Here is a 25,327-nt window from a genome sequence, read left to right as displayed (position 1 = left end):
AGTTCGGTCCATGCAAGTGCTTTCAACGCCCCTGCGGCTCGCCATCCTGTCAGCCTTGGCACTGAGCGGCTGCGCGACCGGCCCCGAGCGCCTCCGGCCCGGAGAACTGCCCGCTCCGGTGGCCGCGGTGCATGCCCGCAGCGGGGTGCCGCTGGATGCCCTGGCGGTGATGGCGTATCCGCTGAATCAACCGTCGGGCGGCCTGCGCCTGAATGCCGACCGGCCGATGCAGGGGGCGTCCACGATGAAGCTGCTCACCGCCGCCGCGGCCCTGGACCGTCTCGGCCCCAACAGCCGCGGACGCACCGAGCTGCTGGTGGACGGCGACCCCACGGCAGCGCCCTTGCTGCCCGCGCCAGACGGCCATTTGCGCACGCCGCTCTACCTCAAGGGCGGAGCGGACGCCGATCTGGACTGGTCCGCGCTCTGGTTGATGTTGCGGGAGCTGCGGGAGCGGCAGGGCATCTCGGCGCTGGACGGCGGTGTGGTGGTGGACCGCACGATGTTCCGCCCCGCACGACCGGAGCTGGGCGCGCCTGACTTCGACGAGCAGCCCGAATTTCCCTACAACGTGATTCCCGATGCCCTCAATCTGAACGGCAGCCTGCTGAGCTTTGACCTGCAGTCGGATGCGCAGCAGGTACAGGTCCGGCCGTTCCCGCTGTTCGGGGGGCTGGAGGTCGATACCCAGCAGTTGCAACTGGCCGACGGTGCCTGCAAGGACTGGGACGACCGCTGGCAGATTCCGCAATTCCAGCCCCTGCCGGCTTTGCCGACCGCCGCCGTTCCGTTCCCTGCCCAGGTGCCGACCCATGCGGGGCCCGTGAATGGAGACACTCCCCCCGCCTCGGCCCGCCTGACACTGCGCGGCACGTTCCCGCGGGACTGTCAGGTCCGCCAGTCCCTGAACGTCCTGGACCGGCAATGGACCACTGCGCAGGCCGTGCGTCAGTTGTGGACCTCGCTGGGTGGCAGCCTGTCCGGCGAGGTTCGCGAAGGGCAGGCGCCCGCCCAGGCCCGGGTGCTGGTGCGCCACCAGGACCGCCCGCTCGCCGAGCTGCTGCGCCCGGTGCTCAAGGCGTCCGACAACGCCACCACCCGTCTGATCTTCCAGCGTCTGGGTGCTGCCGCAGCGCTGCCCGGGGAGGACACCCTTCCAGCCGCGCAGCGGGCGGTCAAGGAATGGCTGATGACCCAGGGCGTGGACCCGGGGGATGTGGTGCTGGAAAACGGCGCCGGGCTGTCGCGTGTCGAGCGCATCAGCCCGGCCAAGATGGCGGCGATGCTCGCCTCGGTTCATCGCGGACGCCACGGTCCCGAGCTGATGGCGACGCTGCCGGTCGCGGGCGCGGACGGCACGCTGTCCCGGCGCTTCAAGGGTACGCCGGCGGAAGGCCGTGCCCGGATGAAGACCGGCACCCTGCGGGACGTCGTGGCGCTGGCGGGCTATGTGCCGGATGCGTCTGGCCAGCTCTGGGTGGTGGTGGCCGTAATCAACGATGAGCGGGCCGCGGCAGCCCGCCCGACCCTGGATGCGCTGGTGAGCTGGGTGGCGGCGCAATAGAGGCCCCCAGGAGCGATCGCCGCGGCGCCGGATCTGCACGGTGAACGAACGTTGCAAGCAGTCTTTGTAAGACCTCGTCCGCCGTCCAGACCGGCCTGTCGGCACTGACGGCGTGCAGCCGCAAGACCGAGGCCGCCTGATTCAGGGTCATCAGACCCGTGTCGGCAGATTCGCAGGCGTCGATGCAATCGGTCAGCCTGCGGAAGTTTTCAAAGATCGCCGGGCTGCACCGAAGCGCCAGCTTGCGAATGACCACCGTTGTCAAAGCGTCGTGGAGAGCCAGGCGGTTCTGCAGAAAGACGTTCAAGTCTTCCGTCGCCACCGTTCTGATGGCCCACAGCCTGTTCAAGGCCTGCTGGATCTCTGGCGCCCGCCGCAGGTAACGGTCCCCTTCCATCAGTAAGCCGCAGTCTCCATCCATCGCGCAATAGGCGGCGTGATCGGCCTGCTGCCGACACCACTGCGCGATCGACTCCCGCAGGGGGCCCCGCCCGCGCTCATGCAGGGAGGCCAGGGCTCGCCAGCTGCAGTTCCAATGGGCCAGCTCGTGGAGCATCGGGTGCAGGTTCGCAGGCAGGGCCACCATCGCGGCGGGCAGGGCCTGGGCAGCGCCCGCAGGGTCACCGATGCGGTCCCGGTGGTGGGAGAGCACACTGCCGATGCCGTCCCTGCTGCCTTCATGACTGGCATCACGGTCGCCATCACGGTGGGTCTCATGATGGGCCTCACGGCCATCATCACCGTTGTCGAACGCGGCGGAAGCGGCCGCCGAGGCCCAGACCGGACCGGTGGGGTGCCACATGGCATGTCCTCAAAGCCTGAATGCCCATGAGTGCCAATGGCGCCCCGCTTGTTCGGGTGCTCAGCTCACCGCTGACGACAGCAGGCGCACCGTCCCCGCCTGCGCATCCATCTCGGCCATCTGCCCGACCGGCACGGTGAATTTGCGCCGGATGTGGCCGATCATCGCCCCGCGGTACACCGGCACGTTCAGCGGCAGGAAGTAATCGTCGAAGACTTCGTCCAGCGTCAGGGTGCCATAACCGTCGCCCGGGCCGCAGCGGGTGAACTTGCCCAGCACGACACCGGCCAGTTGATCGAGCGCACCCGCCAGGCGCAAGGTGGAGAGGCAGCGGTCCAGGCGGTAGATGTACTCGTTGGTGTCCTCCAGGAACAGCAGCGCTCCGCGGCAGTCCGGGAAAAAGGCGGAGCCCGCCAGCGAGGCCAGCACGGTGAGGTTGCCGCCCACCAGCCGCCCTTGCGCCACGCCGGGACGCACGGTGCTGATGCGGTCTTCCGTCGGCACCAGCTGGTCGCCCTTGTCGCTGACATTGCGCAGCAGGTCCGGCGCGCCGTCCATCACCACGGCCTTGAAATGCTGCACCGAGAACTCATTCCATTCCGAACTGGCGACCGGGCTGTGGAAGGTGATGAGACCGGTCTGGCGATGGATGGCGTTGACCAAGCTGGTCAGGTCGGAAAAGCCGCCGAAGAACTTCGGCTTGCGGCGGATCAGCGCGTAGTTCAGCTTGTCAACGATGCGGTTGCAGCCCGAACCGCCGCTCAGGGCCAGGATGCCGGCCACCGAGTCGTCGGCGAAGAAGTCGTTGATGTCTCCGGCGCGCTGGGCGTCGGTGCCGCCGAACTGGCCATAACGGGCCTGCACATGCGGGCCGAACTTCACCTTGAAGCCCAGCGCCTGCAGCGATTCCGCCGCGATGACCAGCGGCTCCCGTTCGTAGGTGGCATTGGCGGGGCTGACCAGACCCACGGTGTCACCGGGTTGCAGGCGACGGGCGCGAAGGGTGGGCGGGGTGTCGGTCGCGGCGATGGGGCGGCCATTGGCCAAGGGCGCGACGGTCGGAGCAGTCGTCCCTGAGGCCGCAGCGGCTGCGCCGGCGAGCGGGCTCAGGGCACCGAGCCCCGCCCCGGTGGCAGCCACGGCGGTGCGCAGGATCTGGCGGCGGGAGGAAGTCATGCGGTCTCCTGGAAATGAATGTGAATGGAGCGCGGGCGAGCGCGCGGGGGTGAGGGCGGTGCGCGAGGGTGTGAGGCCGCCAGCGTTTGGCCGGCGGCTGGCGGCCCGGATCAGATCACCAGCGGCAAGGTGCGACGGACCAGCTCGCGATCCCCGAAGTCGAAGTGCCACCACTCCGTCGGAATGGTCTGGAAGCCGGCAAAACGCATCGCCGCGCGCAGCCAGCCGCGATGGGTCAGTTGCGCAGCGGTGAGCCCCCCCTGCGCCAGCTGTTCGGCCTCGAATTCCGGATGCGAGGCCGGCGTCATCTCGTCAAAGCCGGTGCCCATGTCGAGTTCGCGACCTTGCGCGTCCAGCAGCGTCACGTCGACCGCCATGCCAAAGGAGTGGATGGACCGGCGCGCTGGATGGGCGAGGTATTTCGTCAGCGGCGTGCCTTCCAGTTCGGACCACAGCGCTTCCTGCACCCGCTGCGGTCTCAGGGCATCCAGCACCACCAGCTGCACCCCGCTCTGATGCCGGGCCAGCCAGTCAACGGCACGGCTGAGCGCCTCCGCGGCCTCGCGCCGCAGGTAGGCACAATCCAGGCCGCCATACACGTTGCGTCCGACGAAGTTGTCCGGCGTGGCGTAGCGCAGGTCCACTGCCACCCCGGGCAGCGACAGCAGCGGCAGGAACTCCGGATGGTCCGCGATGTCTTCGCAGGCAATGGTGCGTTCGGTGAAGCTCATGGGAGGTCCGCGACAGTGGGTTGCAGAGGCCGGCCGTCAGGCCAGGCTGTCCAGGTGGCTGCGGGCAGCGTCGCGCAGGTAGCCGACCAGCCGCCGCGCCGCCTGGGCCAGCGGCGCACTCGCCGAGGTCAGCAGCACCAGCTGCACCGACATCGTCGGCTCCAGCGGTCGCACCCGCACCCGCTGGCGATCAGCCGGAGCGGCGGTGAAGGGATCGACCACCGTCATGCCCACGCCGGCCTCCACCAGCGACCGAGCCAGCTGGTAGGTCTGCACGGTGATGCGGCTGTCCAGATGCTGCCCCAGCGACTCGCCGGCGTGATGCAGCATCTGGCCCAGCGGATCGTCTTCCGCCATGGCGATCAGTTCCGATTCGATGTCCGCCAGCCGCAGCGGACCGTCGCCCTGGGCTTCCGGACTGCTGAGCGGACACAGCGCCATCAGCTCTCCGGTGGCCAGCACCTCGGCCTTGATGCCGGGATGACGCGGGTCCTGCAGGCTCAGCGCCAGATCCGCTTCTCCCAGCAGCAGGGCAGACACGATCTCCCGCGTGTGGTGGGTGCTGAGCTGGCAGCGGCTGCGCGGAAAGGCCCGGGCCCAGTGCGTCATGGCGGCGGGGATGACGGTCACGCCGAGCGCCGGCGTGGCGATCAGCCGCAGCGATTCCGACTCGCCCGCACGCAGGTTGGCCGCGAGGCGGCGGATGGACACCAGATCGCGATTGAGCTTGTCGATCTCCACGAACAGGCGCTGGGCCTCCGGCGTGGGATAGAGCTTGCCGCGCACCCGGTCGAACAGCGGCATGCCCAGTTGCAGCTCGCAGTGCTGCAGCACCTTGGTCACCGCCGGCTGGGAGATGTGCAGCAGCTGGGCCGCACCGCTGATGGTGCCCGCCTGCATGATGGCGTGGAAGACCTCGATATGGCGCAGCCGCATGGTGGCTTACTCTCGGTAGACGTTCTCGAACACCACGCCGCCATTGGGCTGCATGCGGAAGCCCCGCAGGTCCAGGCTGGTGGGAATGTAGACGGTGGAATGCGCCATCGTGATCCACGGACGCTCCCGCTTGAAGATCTCCTGCGCCTGTTCATAGAGGGCGATCCGGCGCGCCGCATCCGGGGTGGCGCGAGCGGTGTCGATCAGCCGCTCGAAGTCGGCATTGCAGAACTTCACGCCGGTCTTGTTGGTGGCGCAGCTGAGGTTGGGGGAGAGGAAATCGTCCGCATCGCCGCTCTCGCCGGACCAGCCGCTCATGTAGACCGAATGCTCGCCCGCGTTGGCGCGCTTGAGGTACTCGCCCCATTCGTAGGTCCGGATCTGGGCCCGCACACCGATGCGCGCCCAGTCCTGCTGAATGAGCTGCGCCATCAACTGCCCGTTGGGATTGGTGGGCCGTGTGACCGGCAGCGCCCACAAGTCGATGTCCAGCCCGTCCGGGTAGCCCGCCTGTCGCAGCAGCTCCCGCGCGCGGGCCGGGTTGTATTCATTGCGCAGCCGTGTGTTGTAGCCCGGGATGGCGGGCGGGAACGGATTGACCGCCTGCATCGCGTCGCCGCGCGGGAAGAGGGCGCGGAAGATGGCGTCGCGGTCCACGGCGATGTCCAGCGCCTCGCGCACCAGCCGGTTGTTGGTCGGTGGCTTGCGCAGGTTGAAGGACAGGTAGGAGATGTTCAGCGCCTGAATCTTCATCAGCCGGATACGGTCGGCATGGCGGTCGAGCGCGGCGACGTCGATGTCCCGCAGCGGGGAGGTGATCTGGCATTCCCCGGCCAGCAGCTTCTGCACCCGCACCGCCGCCTCGCGGCTGATGGTGAAGATCAGGCGACGGGTCTTCTGCGGAGGGCCCCAGTAATCGGGGTTGGCCTCCATGCGGACGACATCGTCCTTGGCATAGCTGCGGAAGCGATACGGGCCGGTGCCCACCGGCAGCCGGTTGATCTGGCTGGCCTGACCCTCCCGCAGCAGCTGCGCCCCGTATTCCGCCGGCTGAATGCCGGCAAAGGCCATCGCGAAATAACTGAGGAAGGTGACGTTGGGCTGGTGCAGCGTGAAGCGCACTGTCAGTGGGCCCAGCTTCTCCATGGACGCCACCGCCTTGGCCAGGCCCAGGTTCTGCGGATAGATGAAGGTGGCGGGAAAGGCCTTGTTGAACGGGTGGTCCGGTTGCAGGAAGCGGCCGAAGGTGAAGAGCACGTCGTCCGCATTGAAGTCACGGGTGGGCGTGAACCATGGGCGCTGCTGGAAGTGCACGCCGGGGCGCAGGTGGAAGGTGAAGACGCGGGCGTCCGGGCTGATCTCCCAATGGGTGGCCAATGCGGGCTGAAGCGCCGTGCCGCCGCGCTCGAATCGCACCAGGCCCTGGAAGATCTGGTTGTTGACGTTGTTGGTGCTGGCCGAATCCCATAACCCCGGATCGAAGCCTTCCGGGCTGGCGTCAGTGCAGTAGACGAGCGGTTTGTCGGCGGGGGTGGCCGCGTTCGCGACTCCTGCCAGGCCTGCCGTGACGATCAGCACCGCCCCCATCCATGCGGTCCGCATGAGCGCTGCCCACTGCAGCGGCGCGGCCCGCCGGGTCAGCGAGGCGGATCGGGCGGATCCCGGGCGCGAGGCAGCAGGTGAGCGGGGACGAATCAGGTGCATGAAGGCAGGCAGTCGGCGCGCCATTGTTGGAAGCGGCGCGGGCAGGCCACAACTGAAATGGCACGCTTCAACCATAACACCCGGTTATGCGGCTGGGGCGATGGGTGGCCGGGGCGGCGCGGGCAGCGCACGCGCGCTGACCCGTGGACACCAGCAGGCGGACGCCACGCGAATGGCGTGCGGAGCCACACTGACTGCCTGATCACGGATGGGAGCGGTTCGCCGCGGGGGGCGAGGATGCCGACCGGACGCCGACCGGACGCGGCCGGTCCGCGGGCTTTAGAGCACGTCGCAGGCGACCAGTCGGCCGTCCACCGGCCGCAATTCAGGCCGGACCTCCGCACAGCGCGCCACCGCTCTCGGACAACGCTGGTGGAATGCGCATCCGCTCGGTGGCCGCAGCGGCGAGGGCAGCTCGCCATGGATGGGAATGCGCACCCGCCGGTCCGCCGCGCGCAGGGACGGCGTGGCGCTGATCAGCGCCTGGGTGTAGGGATGCAGCGGCTGGGCGAAGAGCCGATCACGCGGGCCGTGCTCCACCACGCGGCCCAGGTACATCACCATCACGTCGTCGGCCACATGCTCCACCACCGCGAGGTTGTGGGAGATGAAGACATAACCGGTGCCATGGGCCTGCTGCAGGTCCATGAACAGGTTGAGGATCTGGGCCTGGATGGAGAGATCGAGCGCCGAGGTGGGTTCGTCCGCCACCACGATGCCAGGTTGCAGCATCATGGCCCGCGCAATCGCAATGCGCTGGCGCTGACCGCCGCTGAACATGTGGGGATAGCGGCGCAGATGCTCCGGCCGCAGGCCGACCTGCTGCGCAAGTGTTTCCACCCGCTCCCGCCGTTCGGCAGCGGAGAGGCGGGTGTTGATGACCAGCGGCTCGGCCAGCGTCGCGGCAATGGTCTTGCGCGGATTGAGCGCAGCATATGGATTCTGGAAGACCATTTGCACCTGTCGGCGCAGTGCCTGTCGCTGGTCTCGCGTCAGGGGCGCGGCGACGTCCTGGGCCTGCAGGAACAGTCGGCCTGCGGTGGGCGTCTCCACCAGGGTCAGCGCCCGCGCCAGTGTGGATTTGCCGCAGCCCGATTCACCGACCACCGCCAGCGTGCGTCCTGGCTGCAGATCGAAACTCACACCTTCCAGCGCCCGCACCGTGGCTTTCGGCTTGAACCATCCCTGGCTGACGGCGTAGTGACGCGTCAGGCCTTCGGCGCGCAACAAGGGCGCTGACGGGATCGGCGCCGGCTGGCCGCGGGTCGAGTCGTTCATCGGCTGCCTCCCGAAGCGGGATGCGCCGCCGGCCCGTTCAACGGGAAGAAGCATCGAACCCCCGCCTCCAGGGCCGGTCGCTCGCTGCGGCAACGATCCCGCACCTGCGGACATCGCGGGGCAAAGAGGCATCCGGACGGACGGTCTGATGCCCCAGGCACCATGCCCGGCAACGCCGGCAGCCGCCGGTGCCGCGCACTGTCCGCATCGCCCCTGCCATCTCCGCTGCCCGCGCTCCCGTCATGACCGCCACTGCCGGCATGACTGGCACTGTCGCCCTGACCGCCACTGTCGCCACTGCTCCGGCGGTGCTCGGGGATCGCAGCCAGCAGCGCTGCGGTGTAGGGATGGCGCGGCTGGTCGAAGACCTGCGGCAGCGGCCCGGTCTCCACCACCTGGCCTGCATACAGCACGGCCACCCGCTGCGCCATTTCGGCCACCACCGCCAGGTCGTGGGTAATCATCACCAGCGCCATGTCGCGCTCGCGTTGCAGCCGCAGCAGCAGGTCCATCACCTGGGCCTGGATGGTCACATCCAGTGCAGTCGTTGGCTCATCGGCGATCAGCAGCTTCGGACTGCAGGCAATCGCCAGTGCAATCATCACCCGCTGGTTCATGCCGCCGGAGAGCTCATGCGGATACGCATCCAGCCGCCGCTCCGGGTCCGGAATCTCCACCTGACGCAGCAGCGCCAGCGCCTGCTCTCGCGCCGCCCGGCCGCGCAGGCCCAGGTGATGGCGCAGCACTTCCTCGATCTGGAAGCCAATGGTGTAGCTCGGATTGAGGCTGGCCAGCGCGTCCTGGAAGACCATCGCCATGTCCCGGCCGATGCAGCGGCGGCGTTGCGCGGGTGACATCGTCAACAGGTCCTGGCCGTCAAAGCGCAGGGTGGTCGCGCGCACTTCACCGGGCGCGTCCACCAGGCCCATCAGCGCCATCATCGCCACCGATTTGCCGGAGCCCGACTCCCCGACGACGCCCAGCACTTCTCCCGCGCTGACGCTCAGGTCCACGCCATCCACCGCGGTGAATCTGCCAAAGCGGACCTGCAGCTGCGACATCTCCAGCATCAGCGTCGCCATCAGCTCACCCGCTTGAGTCGAGGGTCCAGCGCGTCCCGCAGGCCGTCGCCGATCAGGTTGACGCTCAGCACCGACGCCAGGATGGCCAGCCCCGGCAGGGTCACCACCCAGGGCGCCCGCACGATGTAGTCCCGCGCGGAGGAGAGCATCGTGCCCCATTCCGGTGTCGGCGCCTGCACGCCCAGGCCGAGGAATCCGAGGCCCGCGGCCTCCAGGATCGCACTGGAGAAGCCCAGCGAGGCCTGCACGATCAGCGGTGCCAGGCAGTTGGGCAGCACCGCCGACAGCATCAGTCGCAGCGTCGAGGCGCCGGCCAGGCGGGTGGCGGTCACGTAATCCTTGCCCAGTTCGGCCAGCGCGGTGGCGCGGGTGAGGCGCACATATTCCGGCAGGCTGCCGATGGCAATCGCAATCACCGTGTTCAGCAGGCCCGGGCCCAGCACGGTGATGACGCAGATGGCCAGCAGCAGGCCGGGCAGCGCCAGCATCACGTCCATCACCCGCATCACCGCCGGTGACAGCCAGCGGGGATGGAACGCGGCGAGCAGGCCGAGCAAGACACCGGGCACCACCGACATCAGCACCGACGCCAGCCCGATGCCCAGGGACACCCGCCCCCCGTGCAGCAACCGGCTGAGCAGGTCGCGGCCGAGCTCGTCGGTGCCCAGCGGGAACTGCCATTGGCCGCCGTCCATCCAGACCGGCGGCAGCAGCATCTGCAGGCGGTATTGATGGATCGGGTCATGCGGCGCGATCCACGGCGCCAGCAGCGCCGCCAGGGCCATCAGCGCGAAGACCAGAAACGCGGCCAGCGCGCCGCGATTGGCGGCAAAGGCAGTCGCGGCTTCGCGCCACGGGCCGACGGGTGCGGCCGCGTCGATCGGAGAGACCGCCGCGTTCATCGGCCCCCCCGGATGCGCGGATTCACGACGCCATACAGCAGGTCCACCAGCAGGTTGATGAAGATGAAGCAGCAGGCCGAAATCAGGATGCCGGCCTGCACCACCGGATAGTCACGCCGGGCGATCGCGTCGATCAGCCATTTGCCGATGCCGGGCCAGGAGAAGATCGTCTCGGTGAGCACCGCACCGGCCAGCAGGCTGCCCACTTTCAGGCCAATCACCGTGATGACCGGGATCAGCGCATTGCGCAGCCCATGCACCAGCACCACCCGCATGGGGCTCAGCCCGCGCGCACGGGCACTGCGCATGTAGTCCTCCCGCAGCACTTCCAGCAGGCTGGAGCGCGTCATGCGGGCGATCACCGCGGCATTGGAGGTAGCCAGCACGGCGGCGGGCAGCAGCAGATGGCGCAGCGCCGACCACCAGGCGCCCGGCTCCGGATGCATCGCCGCATCGATCAGCATGAAGCCGGTGAGGCGTTGCACGTCATAGTCCACCGCCACACGGCCGGAGACCGGCGTCCAGCCCAGGCCCACCGAGAAGGTCATGATCAGGATCAATCCCCACCAGAACACCGGCATCGAATAACCGACCGTCGCCAGACCCATCACGCCCTGGTCCAGCCAGGAGCCGCGCCGCAGCGCCGCCGCCATGCCCAGACTCAGGCCGATGACGATGGCCACCAGCAGGGCCACCAGGGCCAGCTCCGCCGTGGCGGGGAACAGCGCCAGGAACTCCCGCGACACCGGCTCGTGCGAGACCAGCGATTGGCCGAGGTCGCCGTGCAGCAGGCCGCCGACGTAGTCCAGATACTGGCGCCAGAGCGGCTGATCCAGCCCCAGCTCCCGCATCATCCGGGCGTGGGTGGCCGGGTCCAGCGCCCGCTCGCCCATCATGATGGCGACCGGATCGCCCGGGACCAGCCGGATCAGTCCGAAGGCCACCAGCGTGACGCCGATCAGGGTCGGCAGCAGCGTGGCCAGGCGCTTGAGGAGAAATTGGAACAAGGGCGTGCGAGGCGCGAAAGGCGTCGGCGTCAGTAGGGCGAGCGATTGTCGGGGCGGCCGTTCGTTTGGGTATCGGTGCGGGTGTCGGGCGTGCCGGGGACCGGCAGGCGCGTGATCATGCCGCCCGGCGTGGTCACCACATCGAGCAGCGCGGCCGTTTCGGCATCCATTTCCCCCGAGGCATTGGTCGGGCGGTACTTCATCTGGAAGGTGCTGATCACCTCACGCGTGGCCGCGTCCATCACCCCGGTCTGCGGCGTCTGATAGCCCACCTGGGCCAGTTTCTGCTGGAACCACGGCACGTCCGGCAGCGGCACGATCTGGAAAACGGCGCGGCGCACTTCGAGCAGCGACGGGTCCGGCCAGGGGATCAGGCCCGCATCGGCCAGTTGCTTCCAGGGAAAGGCGGGGCCCGGGTCCTGCTTGCGGCCGGGGGCGATGTCGTTGTGGCCGAGGATGCGGTCCGGTCGGATCTGGTGGCGCTGGACGATCTGGCGCACCAGCCGGATCACCTCGTCCACCTGGGATTGTGGGTAGCCGGCGTAGACACGGCCCGCCGGCGTCTCGGTGAAGCCCGGGTTCACGATTTCGATACCGATGGACGCCGAGTTCAAGTTGGTGGCGCCCGCCCAGTAGCTGGCGCCGGCATGCCAGGCGCGACGGTTCTCATCGACCAGCTGATAGGTCTTCACCGGGTTGTCGTTCACCAGATAGTGGGCCGACACCTTGCCGCCGGTGGTCAGCACCTTGAGCGACTTGTCGAAGTCGATGGCGGTGTAGTGCAGGATCAGGAACTGCACGCGGCTGTCCTGGTTCTCCGACACATGGGTGCGGTCGATCTGCGGCGTCGGCGTGGCGCAGGCCGCCAGAAACACGGCGGCGGCGAGGGTGAGCAGTCGGGTGCGGAAGTTCATGGTGACGTGAGTGGTGCAGAGCGTGTGCTGCGCAATGTAGCGGAGACTGCGGCGCGGCGCGCGGCGGAGAGGGCGGTGTCCGGTTGCGCGAGGGACAGCGGCAGATGCAGCGGCAGCGCCGACCGCAGGCCGGTGGCAATGGCCGGATGCAGCTGCAGCACCCGCCCGGCAGCGCTGATGGGGCGGGGGCCCAGGCGGCGGCACAGCGCCAGTGCCAGGCGGGCCAGTTCCGTGCCGGCGCGGTGGAGCAGGGCGAGGGCGTCGGCATCGCCGTCGTGGGCGGCTGAACCGACGGCCAGTGCCAGCTGACCGAGGGCGCCGCGACGGGTGGCCGCATCACCGCCGTAGAGGAACTGGCGGCTGAGGGCCCAGTCGGCGCCGCCGAGCTGCTCGAACAGTCCGCGGGCCAGGCGGGACTGCTGCCAAGCACCCGGCGCGTCGTCCTCCCGGCGCCAGACCAGGGCGAGCGCCTCGCGGGCGATCCACAGGCCACCCCCTTCGTCGCCGATCAGAGGGCCCCGACCGCCGGCGCGGTGCAGGACGCCATCGGTGTCGATGTGGGCCGCGATGGCGCCAGTGCCGGCGTAGACCAGGTGGCCTTCCCCGGGTTGGAACAGCGCGTGGAAGGCGGCGGCGATGTCACTGTCACAGCGTAGCGTGGTAGGCGGCAGTCCGAGGTGCTGAGCGAAAAGGGCGCGCAGCTGCTGACCGGCTGGTCCGTCGGGTTCACCCAGGCCGGTGATGCCGGCCTCCAGGGCGCCAACGCCACCGCGGCCGGCGGCCGCCCAGACCTCGGCGGCCAGCGTTTGTAGGGTCTGGGCCAGGGCAACCCGGCCGGCGCTGCTCTCCAGCAGCAGGGCGGTCAGCCCGCCGACCGCGCCGCGGGCGACGCATTGGCCGTTGGCATGGGCCAGGCACCAGCGGGTCTGGGTGCCGCCGGCATCGAGGCCGAGGCCCAGGACCGGCCGGCCAGTGGCGGCCGATGCGGTGGCCTCGATCGGGGCGGAGACCCATGCCGGTGCAACTGGGGTCGCGGTGGTGATCGCAGGCGCCGGTGCAGCCGGAGGTGCGCCTGCAGGTCCATGTGCTGGCGAAGGTGCAGATGCAGGCACAGGTGCCAAAGTGGCACTGGCAGTTGCAGTGGCAATGGCAGTTGCAGCGGGAGGGGCAGTTGAACGCATGGAGGTCCGATCGGAGGCCAGGGTAGGCGCGTCGCGGGCTCTGCGCCACTGTCAATGCGGGTCCCGCCTATGAGCTGGAGTCATGGGTGACCCAGCGCCGCGGCCGGCCGAACGTCGAGCCGACGCCACCGATCCACGCAGCGACGGACGAAAAAAAACCGCCCCGGCGAACCGGGGCGGTTGAGGAGGGTTTTGGGGCAGCGGCGTGAGCCGCTGTCCGTGCCGTCCGCAGGATTTAGAAGTCGGCGCTCAGGCTGATCGAGGCGAAGCGCGGGGCACCAACGTAATAGAACACGCCGCTGGAGGCCACCGAGTAGGCGCTGCCATCGCTCAGTGTGGTGTTGTACTTCTGTGCGTTGGTCACCGAACCCGACGACAGGTTGCGGTACTTGGCATTACCGATGTTGCTCACGTTCAGACGCAGCTGCACGTTGCTGGCGAAGCTCACCTCACCGAAGTTGTAGCCGGCGTCGAAGTCGGCCATCCAGTAGGTGGGGATCCACTCGTCGTTGATCATCGTGGCAGCCTGGCGGCCGGTACGCTTGACCTTCAGACGGCCATAGAAGTTGCCGTATTCATACTGCACCGAGGTCGAGACGATGCGCTCGGGCGTCAGCGTGAACTGCTTGCCCGACAGCGGCAGGTAGACGTCCTCCTTGCCACCGTTCTTCAGTGTGCCCTTGGCCACCAGCAGATCGTTCTTGATCTCGCTGTGTTGCATCGTCAGCGATGCATAAGCGCTGAAGCCCTTGTACTTGCCCGTGCCGGCTTCCAGTTCCAGGCCGCGGTTGTTCACGTCGCCCGCGTTCTGATAGGTGCTCTTGTCGGCAATGGGGTCGTAGGCGTTGGCCTGACGGTTCTTGAAGGCCGAATTGAACAGGGTGGCCGACAGCGACAGGTTCTTGGTCTGATAGCGGTAGCCCAGGTCGGTCATGACCGAGGTTTCCGGCTTGGCTTCGCGGATCAGCGAGGCCACACCGTTGGTCACGGCGATGTTCGAACCGGTGAAGGCGAAGTTGGCCGGAGCGCGGAAGTTCTTCGCCATGCTGAAGAACACCTGGTGGGCCGCCGCCAGGTTGTAGCGCAGGGCCACTTGCGGCAGCAGCTCGCTGTAGCTCTTGTTGATGTTGTAGTTGACGCCCAGCGTTTCGTTGGCGTAGTTGGTCACGTCACGCTTCACGTGCGGGGCACGCAGGCCGACCGACAGCGAGCCGTTGTCGTTGTCGAAGGACCAGTTGTCGTTGACGTAGGCCTGATAGGCGGTGCTGATGGTGTCCCAGTCGCGGCCTTCATACAGCGAGCCGTCCGGACGGGCGACACGGCCCTTCTGCAGCCAGATGTCGGTCGGATTGCCGGCGTTGTCGATGGAAACGATCGGCTGGGTCTGCTTGTGCTCGGCACGCTCGAACCACACACCCACGCGCAGGTTGTGGTTGCCCAGGGTCGTGTTCACTTCGGTGGTCACGCCGGGACGCGAGGTGCGGGTCACGCTGGCGCGGGCCATGGTGACGGTGTCGAGCGTGTCGCCGTCGCCGTTCAGGTCCTTCTTGGCCGTGTTGGTGCCCTTGGAAGGATCCAGGAAACCGGATTCGCTCATTGCCAGCTGCGACCAGCCGCCGTTGCCGAAGCCCCACCACAGGTAGGGCTGCACCTTCAGATAGGTGGCTTCGGCCAGCTTGAAGGAGCCGGAGACCGACACCACAGCGTTTTCAAACGGATTGTTGGCCAGCTTCCAGTAGTTGGGGCTCTGCGTCGGATCCTTCACGGCGGTACCGGGCGACGGTGCAGCGTGGCCGGCGAACGTGTTGGAGTAGTCCGTGTTGTAGTTCGTGGCGATCTGGGCCGCGCTCAGCGTGTAGAACGCGTTGTTCACTGCACGGTTGTAGAGCACCGAGCCCAGGATCGTGTTGTCGGGATTGATGTCCCAGCGGAAGGCCGCGTCGATGTGGTCCTTCTTCGCTTCGCCTTCACCCTTCCACTTGTCCGCCTGGGTGTGGGAGTAGCTCAGGAACACCTTGGCGCTGTTGTTGAGGAAGCGGCCGGTGTCGTAACGCACGAAGGTGCGGGTCAGGTTCAGGTCGCCCAGGGTCTGGCTCACGCGGACGCGGCGCTTGTCTTCCGGGTCGCAGCTGGTGATGCTGACATTGCCACCGGTGGCGCCGGCATGCGGCGAATCCACGTCCGGGCTCCCCTGGGAGATCGACTGGGTGCAAAGGTTTTCCTGGTCCGCATATTCCTGCGGATACACGGCGAAGTTGCCGGAGTCGTTGACCGGCACGCCGTTGACGGTGAAGCCCATCTGGTCCGAGCCGAAGCCGCGCACCGTCAGGCCGCCGCCGAACAGGCCGGTGGCGTCATGGTTGAAGGTGCTCACGCCCGGCAGCATGGCCAGGGCCTGGAACGGGTTGCCGGTGGAGCGGTCCTTGTCGATGGCGGCGCGGGTGACGGTGCTGCGGGCCTTGCCGGCGTCTTCGTTCAGCATCTGGCCGGTGCCCAGCTTGCCGCCTTCGCCGGTGATGACGATGGTGCCCAGACGGACGGTGTCTTCCTTGGCGCGCGGAGCGCCTTCATCTTCCGACTGGTCGGCCTTCTTCTTGGCCTCCTGGGCCATCGCCGGCATCACCACCACCATGGCAGCGGCGGCGGCCAATGCCGTCTTGCTAAAACCCAACCACTTGTTCTGACTCATTCTTGCGCTCCTGTGCGACGAACCGATTTTTTGAAAACGAAAACCACCGAATCCGCGGCTGCAATGGAAGGCATCCCTCGCCCCTTCCGGACCTTTGGCGCAAAACCGGGGTGGCCAACCACCTCGCAAACGTTTTGCATCTGTTCTTGCGGCCCGAAAAATCCCGACCGCCGGTCTCTATCAACCAGCCACCCTCTACTTGTGTGCGAAGTCGAAACTCGACCCCAGCTTGATCTCAAGCAAAAAGCCTACCAGTCGAGTCACAGCCCAGCAATGCGACCAACACCGCCGCACTAGGGTTTGCTCCTGTCCTGCCGACTTTGTGCCAGCGGGGGTTTTCGGCTCACCGAAAGTCCCCCACCCGGATTCACGGACGCGAGTCTCACGGCGGGATGTTGAAGGTTTGTGACAAGAAATGACAGGATTCGGGGGGTGATGGCGCAGCGCCACAAGCGCCGCCAGACCCCATGACCATTGGCATCCCGGGCGCTGGAAATCGCCTTTCAACAGGGTTTTCTCGGGGGTTGAGGATCGCCCCTAGAGACACTGCGACGTTGCGCGGAATCGACAGATTTCAGCGCGGTTACAGCCGCTCAGACCACGAAGGTGGCGGCAGGGCCTTCCGTGTTGGTCGCATTGAGTGCCAGGGCGACGAGGGTTTCCCCGGTCTCGGCTGCCGGGACCCGGCCATGGGGGGGCACCACGTCCAGCCGCCAGCTCGCTTCGCCGCGGTGCGTGGCGCGTCGCCATAGGGCGAACACCCGGGCAGGTGCGCCATCCTGGGTCACCAGCTGAAGCTGACCCTCGGCGAGGCGCAGCAGTTGCACCGGTCCGCAAGGTGGAGCCTGGAGCCACGGCGTCGCTGGCGGCAGCGCAGCTTGGGCATAGACGCCCTGGCGCAGCTGCTGCGTCAGGCCGCGGCGGTTCTGCGCCAGCGGCACCATGCTGAAGTGAACATGGCCGCCGGAGACGGGAGCCGTCCGACAGATCTCGATCTGCGCAGCAATTTCCTCCGGCGTCCACCCGGCCGCGTCGGTGACCGCGCGGCTGGTGAACAGTCCCGGCCAGATGTGCCGCTGCTGGGGATTGAGACCTTGCCAGGCCCGCAGCAGCGGTTCGAAGGCCTGGGGCTTCTGCGCCCGGGGCCAGTAGAGCTGCGGCGCCAGGTAGTCGAGCCAGCCCCGCGCCATCCAGAGTTCGACGTCGGCATACAGCTTGTCGTACTGGGAAAAGCCTTCGATGCCGGCCGGACGGAGGTCGGGCCGCGGCAGACCGAACGGACTGATGCCCACCCGTGCCGCCGGACGGAGCTCGCGCACCAGGGCGTGCAGCCGCTGCACGAGCCGGTCCACGTTGTCACGCCGCCAGTCGGCCCGGGTCAGCCGCCCGCCCTGCGACAGGTAACGCGACCAGCTGGGCTCATCCGGAAAATCCACTTCCTGCTTGGCCGCATCCTGTACCGGATAGGGGTAGAAGTAATCGTCGATGTGCAGACCGTCCACCGCATAGCGGCTCAGCAGATCCCGGCAGACCGCCAGCGTGTGCTCGGCGGCGGCCGGCTCGCCTGGGTCGATCCACAGCTGATCCCCGTAACTCCGCACCCATTCCGGATGGCTGCGGCTGACATGTGAGGTGGCCGGGGCCGAGCGCCCTCCGCTTTGCCGGGCGCGGTAGGGATTGATCCAGGCGTGCAGCTCCAGGCCCCGGGCGTGCGCTTCATCCAGCCACACCGCCAGCGGGTCGTAGCCCGGCGACTGGCCCTGCACCCCGGTGAGGTATTCGCTCCATGGCTCGAGGGTCGAAGCGTAGAGGGCGTCCGCACTGGTGCGCACCTGCAGCACGACCGCATTCAGGCGCAGGTCCACCGCGGTGTCCAGCAGCTGTCGGATCTCCGCCTGCTGCTGCGCGGCCGGCAGGCCGCGTTTGCTCGGCCAGTCGATGTTGGCGACGGTTGCGATCCATACGCCGCGGAACTCTCGCGGCGCCGCGGGTGGGCCGTCCACGGGTTCGCTCGTCGGCGGCACCGGACGGCCCGGTTGAGGACGGGCGGCGCACCCCCCCAGCAGCAGACCCGTCCCTGCACCGGCGCTCAGCGCCGGCCAGCCCAGGGCCGCATGAAGCAGGTGTCGCCGTTGCATCGGTTCAGGAGTCCTCGTTGCGGGAAGTCCGCACGATACCGCGCCTGAGGGCAGGTCCTGCCGAATCAGGCCTCAGGCTGTTTCTTCCCGAAGTCATCCGGCACCCGGATCAGCGCAGTCATCACCAGGGACGGCACCGCCGCCACCAGCACCCAGAGGAAGAAATGCAGATAGCCCAGCTGGGACTGCAGCCAGCCGCTCCACATGCCGGGCAACATCATGCCCAGCGCCATGAAGCCGGTGCACAGCGCATAGTGGGCGGTCTTGTGAGGCCCGTCCGCCACATGGATCATGAACATCAGGTAGGCGGTGAAGCCCAGGCCATAACCGAACTGCTCCACGGCGAGCGCGCCGCTGATGATCCATAGCGACCCCGGATGGCTCCAGGCCATGGCCACGAACACCAGATTGGGCAGATGCATCGCCATCACCAGCGGCCAGAGCGCCCGCTTGAGGCCCACCTTGGAGATGATCCAGCCGCCCAGCAGCCCGCCCAGCGTCAGCGCCAGCAAGCCGACGGTGCCATACGCCAGACCGACTGCCTTGTTGTCCAGCCCGAGGCCGCCCTTGTCGATCGGATCCAGCAGGAAGGGGGCGGCCAGCTTGAGCAACTGGGCTTCGGGAAAGCGGTAGAGCAGCAGGAAACCGATGATCACCGCCAGCCCGGGCTTGCGGAAGAACCCGGCGAAGATGGTGAGGAACATCCCGCCTTGTCGGTCGGCCGGGGCGGGTCGCACGTCCTGCGCCGGACGCGGCAGGCGCCACGCGTGATACGCCGCCAGGCCGATGAACACGGCGGCCGCCGTGGCGAGCACCATCCGCCAGGCCTGCGCCCAGTCCTGCCCCTCTTCATGAAGCTCCCCGGCCAGCCACACCATGCCGCCATTGCAGGCGATGCTGGCCAGCCGATAGAAGGTGGAGCGCACGCCCACAAAAGCGGCCTGCTGATGCTGCGACAGGCCCAGCATGTAAAAGCCGTCGGCGGCGATGTCATGCGAGGCCGACGCAAAGGCCATCAGCCAGAACATGGCCAGCGAGAGCTGGAAGAAATGATTCATCGGCAGCGTCAGCGCCACCGCCGCCAGCGCGGCGCCCATGCCGAGCTGCAGCACCACCGTCCACAGGCGTTTGGTGCCGAACATCTCCACCAGCGGCGACCACAGCGGCTTGATCACCCAGGGCAGGTAGAGACCACTGGTGTAGAGCGCCACGTCGGTGTTGGAGACCGACATGTTCTTGTAGATCACGGTGGAGAGCATCATCACCACCATGTAGGGGACGCCCTGCAGGAAGTAGAGCGAGGGCACCCAGCCCCAGGGGGACGACAGGGAAGCGGCGGGCGATGAACCAGCGGCCAGTGAACCGGCGGGCGGGGAGGCGGGCTTGTGAGCAGTCACGGGGGTTGACGGTGCCAATGTGGGTGCAGTGTCGCACCGCTGCGAGGGCGCACATCGTCCGACAGCCCTCCCGCCCGCACCGGCCATCGCACTCAGTGCCGCGCCAGTGCCAACCGAACGCTGCCCGAGTGGTCCTCCAGCAGCCGCAGCGCCTCATCCGCCGGCAGCTGTTTCAGCAACATCACCACCGCGGTTTTCACGCTGAAGTCACAGGCTTGCAACGCCCGCCGCGCGCTGGCTTCATCCACGCCGGCCGCCCGCATCGTCAGCGCCACGGCGCGTCGCACCAGCTTGGCGTTGGTGGCCTTCATGTCCACCATCAGGTTGCCGTAGACCTTGTTCAAGCGGACCATCAGCGCGCTGGAGAACGCATTGAGCGCCATCTTCTGCGCGGTGCCGGCCTTCAGCCGTGTGCTCCCGGAAATCAGCTCGGCGCCGGTGTCCAGCAAAATGGGATGGTCGCTGGCAGCCAGCACCGCCGTGCCGGGGTTGTTGGCCAGCCCCACGCACAGACATCCAGCCGCACGACCGGCGGCCAGCGCGCCCAGCACGTAGGGGGTCTGGCCCGAGGCCGCGATGCCGAGCAGCACGTCTTGGCCGGTTGGCGCCACGGCTTCCACATCCCGCCGGCCCTGCGCCTCGTCATCCTCCGCGCCTTCGACGGCCACAAACATCGCCGACGGCCCGCCCGCCATCAGGGCCACGGCCCGCTCGCCCGGCCAGGAAAACGTGGGTGTCAGTTCCACACTGTCCAGCACACCCAGCCGCCCGGAGGTACCGGCCCCCGCATAAAGCAGGCGTCCGCCGGCGCTGATGCGCGGCACCGCCGCCTCCACCGCTGCCGCCAGAGCGGGCGCTGCGGCCCGCAGGGCGTCCAGGGCGGCTTGCTGATCCTCCACCAGGGCGGCGACCAGCCGGGTGCTGTCGTACAGATCCAGATCCGGATGCCGTTGGCTGGGGGTCTCGGTGTTGAGGATGTTGAGCATGGCGAGGCCCACTCTAGTCCCGCTTCCCCGCATCAGCCAATACAGGGCGCCGCTGGGCTCATAACCGGCGGCTATCCGTCCCGGTTACAGGCGGCTCTCGGCCTGCACCACCGCGTCGATCACCTCCGCCAGACTCACCGGGCGGGGCGACGCATCCAGTTCCACGAGGACGAGATAACCGCGATCCCGCCCGTCCTTGGTGAAGGCCTGCAGCAGTGCGAGCTGATCGCTGTGGACCATCGTGCCGCTGCCATCCCAGTATTCCATGGCCACCATGCAGCCGTCCGAGGGCGTGCCGGGGAAGAAGCTGTTGCCCAGGTAGTAGCGCGGATCGATGGTGCTGCCGTGCATCAGCATCTCGTCCCGGCCGGCCAGACCGGCCAGCCAGGCTTCCTGCATCGGCGCGTAGTCCCGCCAGGTGGCGGGCAGCAGGGCGCGATACCGGTCGATCGACCAGCCCGGCTCGGTGCTTCCTGCCGGCCGCTGCTCGAAGTCGGCCACGCTGGCTTCCACCGGCACCTTGGAATGCAGATACGGGGTCGGGCCGATCCACGGATTGGTCGCCGCACGGCCCGCGCCCTGAATGGCGAACAGGCCTTGCGGCGTATTGCCCAGGGTGAGGGTGCCCGGAAGGCCGCTGCTGGATAGCGCCAGCTGCGCGATGTTGACCAGACCGCCGTCGCCGCGGCGCACGAAGCGGCCGTCGGCCTGCCGGACCAGCGCCAACCCCATCTGCTGGCGCCCTGGACGCTGGAAGCTGAACACCACCGGGAAGCCGGGGCGGACCGCCAGCAGGTCGGCCAGCGGCGGACGGGCAGCCTGAGGCAGGCCTTCGGCCATAAGGAGAGCCTGGACCAGCGCCTGCATCCGCGGCTCCGACGTTTCGCGTTGCATCACCTGCGAGCGGACCAGCGCCAGGTCGGACGGCTGGCGGCTGCGCAGCAGCGTGTAGGCGGCGATCGCGAATTCACGCGGCGTCGTCAGGCGGGGCAGCAGGTCGCGCAGCAGCGGAGCGGCATCTTGCGGATAGAGCGTATACGCCGCGGTCAGCAGGGGCCGCTGCACCTCCACCGGCTGACGGTCGAGGCCCGGCAGCGCGGCGAGCAGGGCAGGGCGGGCGGTGTCCTGTTCCAGGTTGTAGTGGGCGACGAGGCGCAGCGCTTCGGCCAGTTCCCGCAGCGCTGCGGTGTCCTGCGGGGCGCTGCGGGCAGCGGACGAGGCACCGCGAATGCGCGAGCGGTCGAGTTCCAGCCGCTCACGCACCTGGGCCGCGCTGCCCAAGGTCGAGCGGAATTGCGCGGGGCGGAGCGCCTGCAGGGCGGCGGGGCTGAAGTCGTTGGTGGGGGCGGTAGGCCGCCCGCCCGGCGGTTGCTGGGCGGGAAGCGGCGTTTTGGTGGCGCAGGCGGCCAGCAGCGCCGCGGCGAGCAGCGGTGCCCAGCGAAGGGCGCGAGGGGTCGCACCGCGCAGCAACGCCGGCTGCCGCAATGCGCGGTGACGCTGCGCGGTGGGCGCTTGCGGCCAGGTGGACGACGGGTTCAGCAGCGGTTGCGCCCACCGGGGCAGCGAGAGCATGGGCAGGCTGGGCAGGGCAGGGATCATGGCTGTGGGGGCGTGGAAGCGGACATCTGAAGGTTCAGGAGGAGAGGTCGTGGGGGGACGCTACCGCGAGCGCTTGGTTCCGACGCAGAAGTTGATGCCGAAGCCGAGGAAGGCGGCCGCTCGGTCCGCGACGACAGGTCCGCGCCCGACGCAGAACCGTCCTTGCCATGCCGCGGTGCAGCGGCTCCAGCCGCCCGGCTCACCATCAGCGCGTTGGCCAGCGGTCGAAGGCCTGGCTCATTGAACGGCCGGCCGGTGACCAGCCGGCCCTGCAGCAGCAGCGCCGTGCTGCCGCCGCCATCCAGGTTCAAGGCCTGCGCCACCCCTTGCGACCGCAGATGCTGCGCGAGTTCCGCCAGTGTCATGCCGACCGCGCCGGGCTGCCGACCTTCCACCACGACGACGGTGAGGAAACGTCGCGACGCATCCAGTCCGATCGCCGTCCGCGGATGGCGGACCTTGCAGAAGTTGCAGCTGTTGTCATCGGACGCCTGCCGCGGCGAGCCGTCGCGGATGAGCCAGGGCGTCCCAGCCACCGCTAGGCCACCCGGCGGGGGTGCGGGAACGGGCGGCGTCAGCTGCATGTCGCAATGCTGGCGGGTATCGCAGTGGAGCCACGGGCTGTCGTCCGCCGCCAGGATGGAGGTCCAGGCTTCTCCCGCAGACAAAGTCCAGCCCCGCGGCTCGAAGCGGCTGGTGAAAAACGAGGCGTTGACCGCCGCCAGTGCTTGCGTCGCCCCTTCGAACTGGTCCAGCGGACGGCCTCTGTCACGCGGCGGGGTGAGGCGAAGCGCCAGGGTCGGGTCCTGCAGATCCAGGCGCAGCCAGTGCAATACCTGCCCCTTCGTGGCGGCGTCCCTGGCGTAAAGCAATCCGGTGGCGCCATCCACCGGGCTCCAGCTCAGGACGACGGCGGCAGCGGGCGGGGCCGCCGGAACGGATGAGGCGGATGGGGCGGCCGTTGGGCCAGACGGGCCGGAAGAGCCGTATGCCCCCGTACGCGCATCGGTCGGCGACGGTTCTCCGACAGGGCTGGCGCACCCCGACAGCAGCCCGGCGGCCAGCGCCAGCAGGCCCAGCATCCGGGTCAACGGCCGGGAACGGGGCACCCCTGGACCCACCTCGCCCGGCAGGCTGTTGGACAGGGAAGGCTTCGAGCGGCAAGGGGCCATGCGGCGGATTCTATGGAAGCGCAGGCTCATCTCCCGCTGTCCGATCTCCGCCCACCCGGGCATTCCGTTTGCCGTAAGGCGCGGCCTTGATGGGAGTTTTCAGTGAAACACTTGTGTCCGACCGGCCTTGGCGCCGTGATTGCAATGGGAGGCCTGATCGGTACGGTCGGGATGGGGCCATGTCTGGCGCAAGGCGTGACGCCTGCCGCCGGTGCTGATGCGCCGGTGACCGCCACCGCCGACCCAGCCACCGCCGCCGATCCGCCCCTGTCCGCCGACGCCTGCACCCGCATCCCGGATGCTCGCGACCGGTTGGCCTGTTATGACCGTGCCCACGGACGCCGCCTGCCCGAGCCGGTCACCGCGCCGCCGACCCTTGGCGGCGTGGCCACCAACGACATCGCCGTGGTCCCGGCGGCCACGAGCAACCTGCCTGCGGCCAACGACACCCGCGATCCCTGCGCCAAACCCGCCGGCTCGCCCGGCAGCGCCCGCGACTATCTCGGCTCTACCCTGGCCGAGCGCTGGGAACTGTCCTGCAGCGACCAGTTGCCGGCCTTCATCCCGCGTCCTTACAAGCCGGTCTATTTGCTGCCGGTGTCCTGGACCTCTCGCGCCAACCAGGCCCCACGCAACTCCGCATCGCCGGACAACAGCGTGGTGGAGGCGCTGAACCTGGACAAGAACGAAGCCAAGTTCCAGGTCAGCCTGAAGTCCAAGCTCTGGAGCCTGAACGACCACGGCACGCTCGCGGTCTGGGGCGGCTACACCCAGTCGTCCCGCTGGCAGGTCTACAACGGCAAGATCTCCCGACCCTTCCGTGAGACCAACTACGAGCCCGAAATCATCCTGACCCACGGCATGGGCGTGGCGCTGCCTTTCGGCTGGACTGCCCGGATGGCCAGCGTCAGCCTGAACCACCAGTCCAACGGCCGGGCGCAGCCGCTGTCGCGCAGCTGGAACCGGGTGATCGGGGAATTGAGCCTGGAGCGCAATGACACCACCGTGGCGCTGCGGCCCTGGATGCGGATCAAGGAATCTGCCGCCGGAGACGACAACCCGAACATTCAGGACTACATCGGCCGCGGCGAAGCGCTGATCACCCAGAAGTGGAACCGCCATGTGTTTGCGCTGCAACTGCGCCACTCGCTGAGGGGCGGTGACCGGTCGCGCGGGTCGGCGCAGTTCGAGTGGGCCTTCCCGATCACCGGCGGGCTGCATGGCTATGCCCAGCTGTTCAGTGGTTACGGGGAAAGCCTGATCGACTACAACTTCCGCGAAACCCGGCTCGGACTGGGCATTTCGGTCGTCGAGTGGAAGTAAGCGGGGCAGGGCCGCGACGCCCTGTTCGGTTTGGCTGCGCACGGACGGTGTGTCGCCCTGACCGGCCAGCGGCCCGACCCGGGTGACAGCCCGTTGACGAGGACATGAAGGTCGCCAGCCGCTGCGCATTTATTCTGGTTACATGCTGTTGCGTGTGCCGGAATGCATGAAACCCGGGGTCTCCGCAGGCTCCTCCCAATGGCGCTTCGCGGCGGCTCGGGCTAGGCTGGCTCGATGGCTCATGTACTGGATGGGTGCGTGCTCTGGGTGGTGGACTACCGCCTGGACGGTCGCCCTTGCCGCTGGATACGCGCCCTGCGGGTCGTGGCGCCGCCGCATGGGCTGATTCAGGAAGAGCTCGATGAGCTGTATGGGAACCGGGCGGAGCTGATCGAGCTGAGGGCGGCCACGGAGGATGAGCGCGCGGCCTTCATCCGCGGCGAGCCGCCCCCGGTGCCGGGGCGGGACACGCCTGCCTAGCTGAAGCTTGCGCATGCGCGTGCGCCTCCTTCGCACGGCCGACGCGGTCAGCGCGGCAATCGCCCGGGACGTCCGCCGGATCGCCGCGCCGCGCCGTGCTCGTCGCCCGTCGCCCGTCGCCCGTCGCCCGCACTGCAGCGTCGCTACAACGCCTCCCTGCAACGCCACGGCCTGATCTCCGCCGAAACCGGCCAGAGTGCCACTCTCGCCACACCTGCCCGCGATTGGTAACCCGGACGATGCACCGTGCCCGCACCTCGGGCGCC

Annotated in this window: 19 protein-coding genes and 1 pseudogene; 3 read left to right on the top strand and 17 right to left on the bottom strand. The window is 68.3% G+C overall.

Annotation, left to right across the window (positions count from 1 at the left end; translation table 11 throughout):
• Positions 1-10: 10 nt before the first annotated feature.
• The gene (gene dacB / locus FHS28_RS11155; protein WP_088452661.1) at positions 11-1,564 is read left to right on the top strand and encodes a D-alanyl-D-alanine carboxypeptidase/D-alanyl-D-alanine endopeptidase; all 1,554 of its coding nucleotides are present in this window, start codon (positions 11-13) and stop codon (positions 1,562-1,564) included.
• On the opposite strand, the gene FHS28_RS11150 is transcribed toward dacB, so the two are convergent.
• The 17 genes and pseudogenes from FHS28_RS11150 to FHS28_RS11065 form a co-directional block, all read right to left on the bottom strand.
• Complete coding sequence (locus FHS28_RS11150; RefSeq protein WP_088452663.1) at positions 1,494-2,366, bottom strand: hypothetical protein; 873 nt, start codon at positions 2,364-2,366, stop codon at positions 1,494-1,496. The genes dacB and FHS28_RS11150 overlap by 71 nt on opposite strands.
• A gap of 60 nt (positions 2,367-2,426) precedes the next feature.
• The gene (locus FHS28_RS11145) at positions 2,427-3,542 is read right to left on the bottom strand and encodes a S66 peptidase family protein (protein ID WP_088452665.1); all 1,116 of its coding nucleotides are present in this window, start codon (positions 3,540-3,542) and stop codon (positions 2,427-2,429) included.
• A 110-nt stretch (positions 3,543-3,652) separates the two neighbouring features.
• Entirely contained in the window at positions 3,653-4,273 is a 621-nt protein-coding gene (locus tag FHS28_RS11140) for a M15 family metallopeptidase (protein ID WP_088452667.1), read from the bottom strand.
• A gap of 36 nt (positions 4,274-4,309) precedes the next feature.
• Positions 4,310-5,209, bottom strand: a complete 900-nt coding sequence (locus tag FHS28_RS11135; RefSeq protein ID WP_088452669.1) for a LysR family transcriptional regulator — start codon at positions 5,207-5,209, stop codon at positions 4,310-4,312.
• Between the two features lie 6 nt (positions 5,210-5,215).
• Positions 5,216-6,811 (bottom strand): ABC transporter substrate-binding protein, encoded by a 1,596-nt coding sequence (locus FHS28_RS11130; RefSeq protein WP_184294587.1) that lies wholly within the window; start codon positions 6,809-6,811, stop codon positions 5,216-5,218.
• Between the two features lie 381 nt (positions 6,812-7,192).
• Positions 7,193-8,191: a dipeptide ABC transporter ATP-binding protein gene (locus FHS28_RS11125; RefSeq protein WP_088452673.1), complete on the bottom strand. Its 999-nt coding sequence runs from the start codon at positions 8,189-8,191 to the stop codon at positions 7,193-7,195.
• Positions 8,188-9,222, bottom strand: a pseudogene (locus tag FHS28_RS11115) (ABC transporter ATP-binding protein); the annotation flags it as partial. The pseudogene FHS28_RS11115 and the gene FHS28_RS11125, both read right to left, overlap by 4 nt.
• A gap of 50 nt (positions 9,223-9,272) precedes the next feature.
• Positions 9,273-10,175 carry an ABC transporter permease subunit gene (locus FHS28_RS11110; protein WP_088452677.1) on the bottom strand — a complete coding sequence of 301 codons (903 nt, stop codon included), beginning with the start codon at positions 10,173-10,175 and terminating at the stop codon, positions 9,273-9,275.
• The gene (locus FHS28_RS11105) at positions 10,172-11,182 is read right to left on the bottom strand and encodes an ABC transporter permease (protein WP_088452679.1); all 1,011 of its coding nucleotides are present in this window, start codon (positions 11,180-11,182) and stop codon (positions 10,172-10,174) included. Before FHS28_RS11105 ends, FHS28_RS11110 begins: the two co-directional genes overlap by 4 nt.
• Positions 11,183-11,211: 29 nt before the next feature.
• Positions 11,212-12,096, bottom strand: a complete 885-nt coding sequence (locus FHS28_RS11100; RefSeq protein ID WP_088452681.1) for an N-acetylmuramoyl-L-alanine amidase — start codon at positions 12,094-12,096, stop codon at positions 11,212-11,214.
• A complete protein-coding gene (locus FHS28_RS11095; protein WP_088452683.1) occupies positions 12,093-13,277 on the bottom strand; it encodes an N-acetylglucosamine kinase in 1,185 nt (394 codons plus the stop codon). The genes FHS28_RS11100 and FHS28_RS11095 overlap by 4 nt, the downstream gene beginning before the upstream one ends.
• Before the next feature lie 235 nt (positions 13,278-13,512).
• The gene (locus FHS28_RS11090; protein WP_088452685.1) at positions 13,513-15,966 is read right to left on the bottom strand and encodes a TonB-dependent receptor; all 2,454 of its coding nucleotides are present in this window, start codon (positions 15,964-15,966) and stop codon (positions 13,513-13,515) included.
• 593 nt (positions 15,967-16,559) lie between these two features.
• Complete coding sequence (locus tag FHS28_RS11085) at positions 16,560-18,104, bottom strand: glycoside hydrolase family 10-like protein (protein ID WP_088452687.1); 1,545 nt, start codon at positions 18,102-18,104, stop codon at positions 16,560-16,562.
• A 65-nt stretch (positions 18,105-18,169) separates the two neighbouring features.
• Positions 18,170-19,501 carry an MFS transporter gene (locus tag FHS28_RS11080; RefSeq protein WP_310736772.1) on the bottom strand — a complete coding sequence of 444 codons (1,332 nt, stop codon included), beginning with the start codon at positions 19,499-19,501 and terminating at the stop codon, positions 18,170-18,172.
• Positions 19,502-19,593: 92 nt separating this feature from the next.
• Positions 19,594-20,478, bottom strand: coding sequence for an N-acetylmuramic acid 6-phosphate etherase (locus tag FHS28_RS11075; RefSeq protein WP_088453127.1), 885 nt, complete (start codon positions 20,476-20,478; stop codon positions 19,594-19,596).
• Between the two features lie 93 nt (positions 20,479-20,571).
• Positions 20,572-22,086 (bottom strand): hypothetical protein, encoded by a 1,515-nt coding sequence (locus FHS28_RS11070; RefSeq protein ID WP_088452689.1) that lies wholly within the window; start codon positions 22,084-22,086, stop codon positions 20,572-20,574.
• Entirely contained in the window at positions 22,083-23,258 is a 1,176-nt protein-coding gene (locus FHS28_RS11065) for a phosphodiester glycosidase family protein (protein WP_184294585.1), read from the bottom strand. Before FHS28_RS11065 ends, FHS28_RS11070 begins: the two co-directional genes overlap by 4 nt.
• A 195-nt stretch (positions 23,259-23,453) precedes the next feature.
• On the opposite strand from FHS28_RS11065, the gene FHS28_RS11060 reads away from it, so the two are divergent.
• Together FHS28_RS11060 and FHS28_RS11055 are read left to right on the top strand one after the other, a co-directional pair.
• Positions 23,454-24,581: a phospholipase A gene (locus FHS28_RS11060; RefSeq protein WP_184294583.1), complete on the top strand. Its 1,128-nt coding sequence runs from the start codon at positions 23,454-23,456 to the stop codon at positions 24,579-24,581.
• A 234-nt stretch (positions 24,582-24,815) separates the two neighbouring features.
• Positions 24,816-25,061, top strand: a complete 246-nt coding sequence (locus FHS28_RS11055; protein ID WP_184294581.1) for a hypothetical protein — start codon at positions 24,816-24,818, stop codon at positions 25,059-25,061.
• Positions 25,062-25,327 lie beyond the last annotated feature (266 nt).

It is taken from the genome of Roseateles terrae, from assembly GCF_014192155.1.
In the GTDB taxonomy this organism is placed as follows: Bacteria; Pseudomonadota; Gammaproteobacteria; order Burkholderiales; family Burkholderiaceae_C; genus Roseateles; species Roseateles terrae.
This window is presented reverse-complemented; position numbering and strand designations above follow the sequence as displayed.

Excerpts from the sequence above, each read along its gene's own strand:
- dacB (WP_088452661.1), top strand. The coding sequence starts at position 11 with ATGCAAGTGCTTTCAACGCCCCTGCGGCTCGCCATCCTGTCAGCCTTG.
- FHS28_RS11150 (WP_088452663.1), bottom strand. The coding sequence starts at position 2,366 with ATGTGGCACCCCACCGGTCCGGTCTGGGCCTCGGCGGCCGCTTCCGCC.
- FHS28_RS11145 (WP_088452665.1), bottom strand. The coding sequence starts at position 3,542 with ATGACTTCCTCCCGCCGCCAGATCCTGCGCACCGCCGTGGCTGCCACC.
- FHS28_RS11140 (WP_088452667.1), bottom strand. The coding sequence starts at position 4,273 with ATGAGCTTCACCGAACGCACCATTGCCTGCGAAGACATCGCGGACCAT.
- FHS28_RS11135 (WP_088452669.1), bottom strand. The coding sequence starts at position 5,209 with ATGCGGCTGCGCCATATCGAGGTCTTCCACGCCATCATGCAGGCGGGC.
- FHS28_RS11130 (WP_184294587.1), bottom strand. The coding sequence starts at position 6,811 with ATGCGGACCGCATGGATGGGGGCGGTGCTGATCGTCACGGCAGGCCTG.
- FHS28_RS11125 (WP_088452673.1), bottom strand. The coding sequence starts at position 8,191 with ATGAACGACTCGACCCGCGGCCAGCCGGCGCCGATCCCGTCAGCGCCC.
- FHS28_RS11110 (WP_088452677.1), bottom strand. The coding sequence starts at position 10,175 with ATGAACGCGGCGGTCTCTCCGATCGACGCGGCCGCACCCGTCGGCCCG.
- FHS28_RS11100 (WP_088452681.1), bottom strand. The coding sequence starts at position 12,096 with ATGAACTTCCGCACCCGACTGCTCACCCTCGCCGCCGCCGTGTTTCTG.
- FHS28_RS11095 (WP_088452683.1), bottom strand. The coding sequence starts at position 13,277 with ATGCGTTCAACTGCCCCTCCCGCTGCAACTGCCATTGCCACTGCAACT.
- FHS28_RS11090 (WP_088452685.1), bottom strand. The coding sequence starts at position 15,966 with ATGAGTCAGAACAAGTGGTTGGGTTTTAGCAAGACGGCATTGGCCGCC.
- FHS28_RS11085 (WP_088452687.1), bottom strand. The coding sequence starts at position 18,104 with ATGCAACGGCGACACCTGCTTCATGCGGCCCTGGGCTGGCCGGCGCTG.
- FHS28_RS11070 (WP_088452689.1), bottom strand. The coding sequence starts at position 22,086 with ATGATCCCTGCCCTGCCCAGCCTGCCCATGCTCTCGCTGCCCCGGTGG.
- FHS28_RS11065 (WP_184294585.1), bottom strand. The coding sequence starts at position 23,258 with ATGGCCCCTTGCCGCTCGAAGCCTTCCCTGTCCAACAGCCTGCCGGGC.
- FHS28_RS11055 (WP_184294581.1), top strand. The coding sequence starts at position 24,816 with ATGGCTCATGTACTGGATGGGTGCGTGCTCTGGGTGGTGGACTACCGC.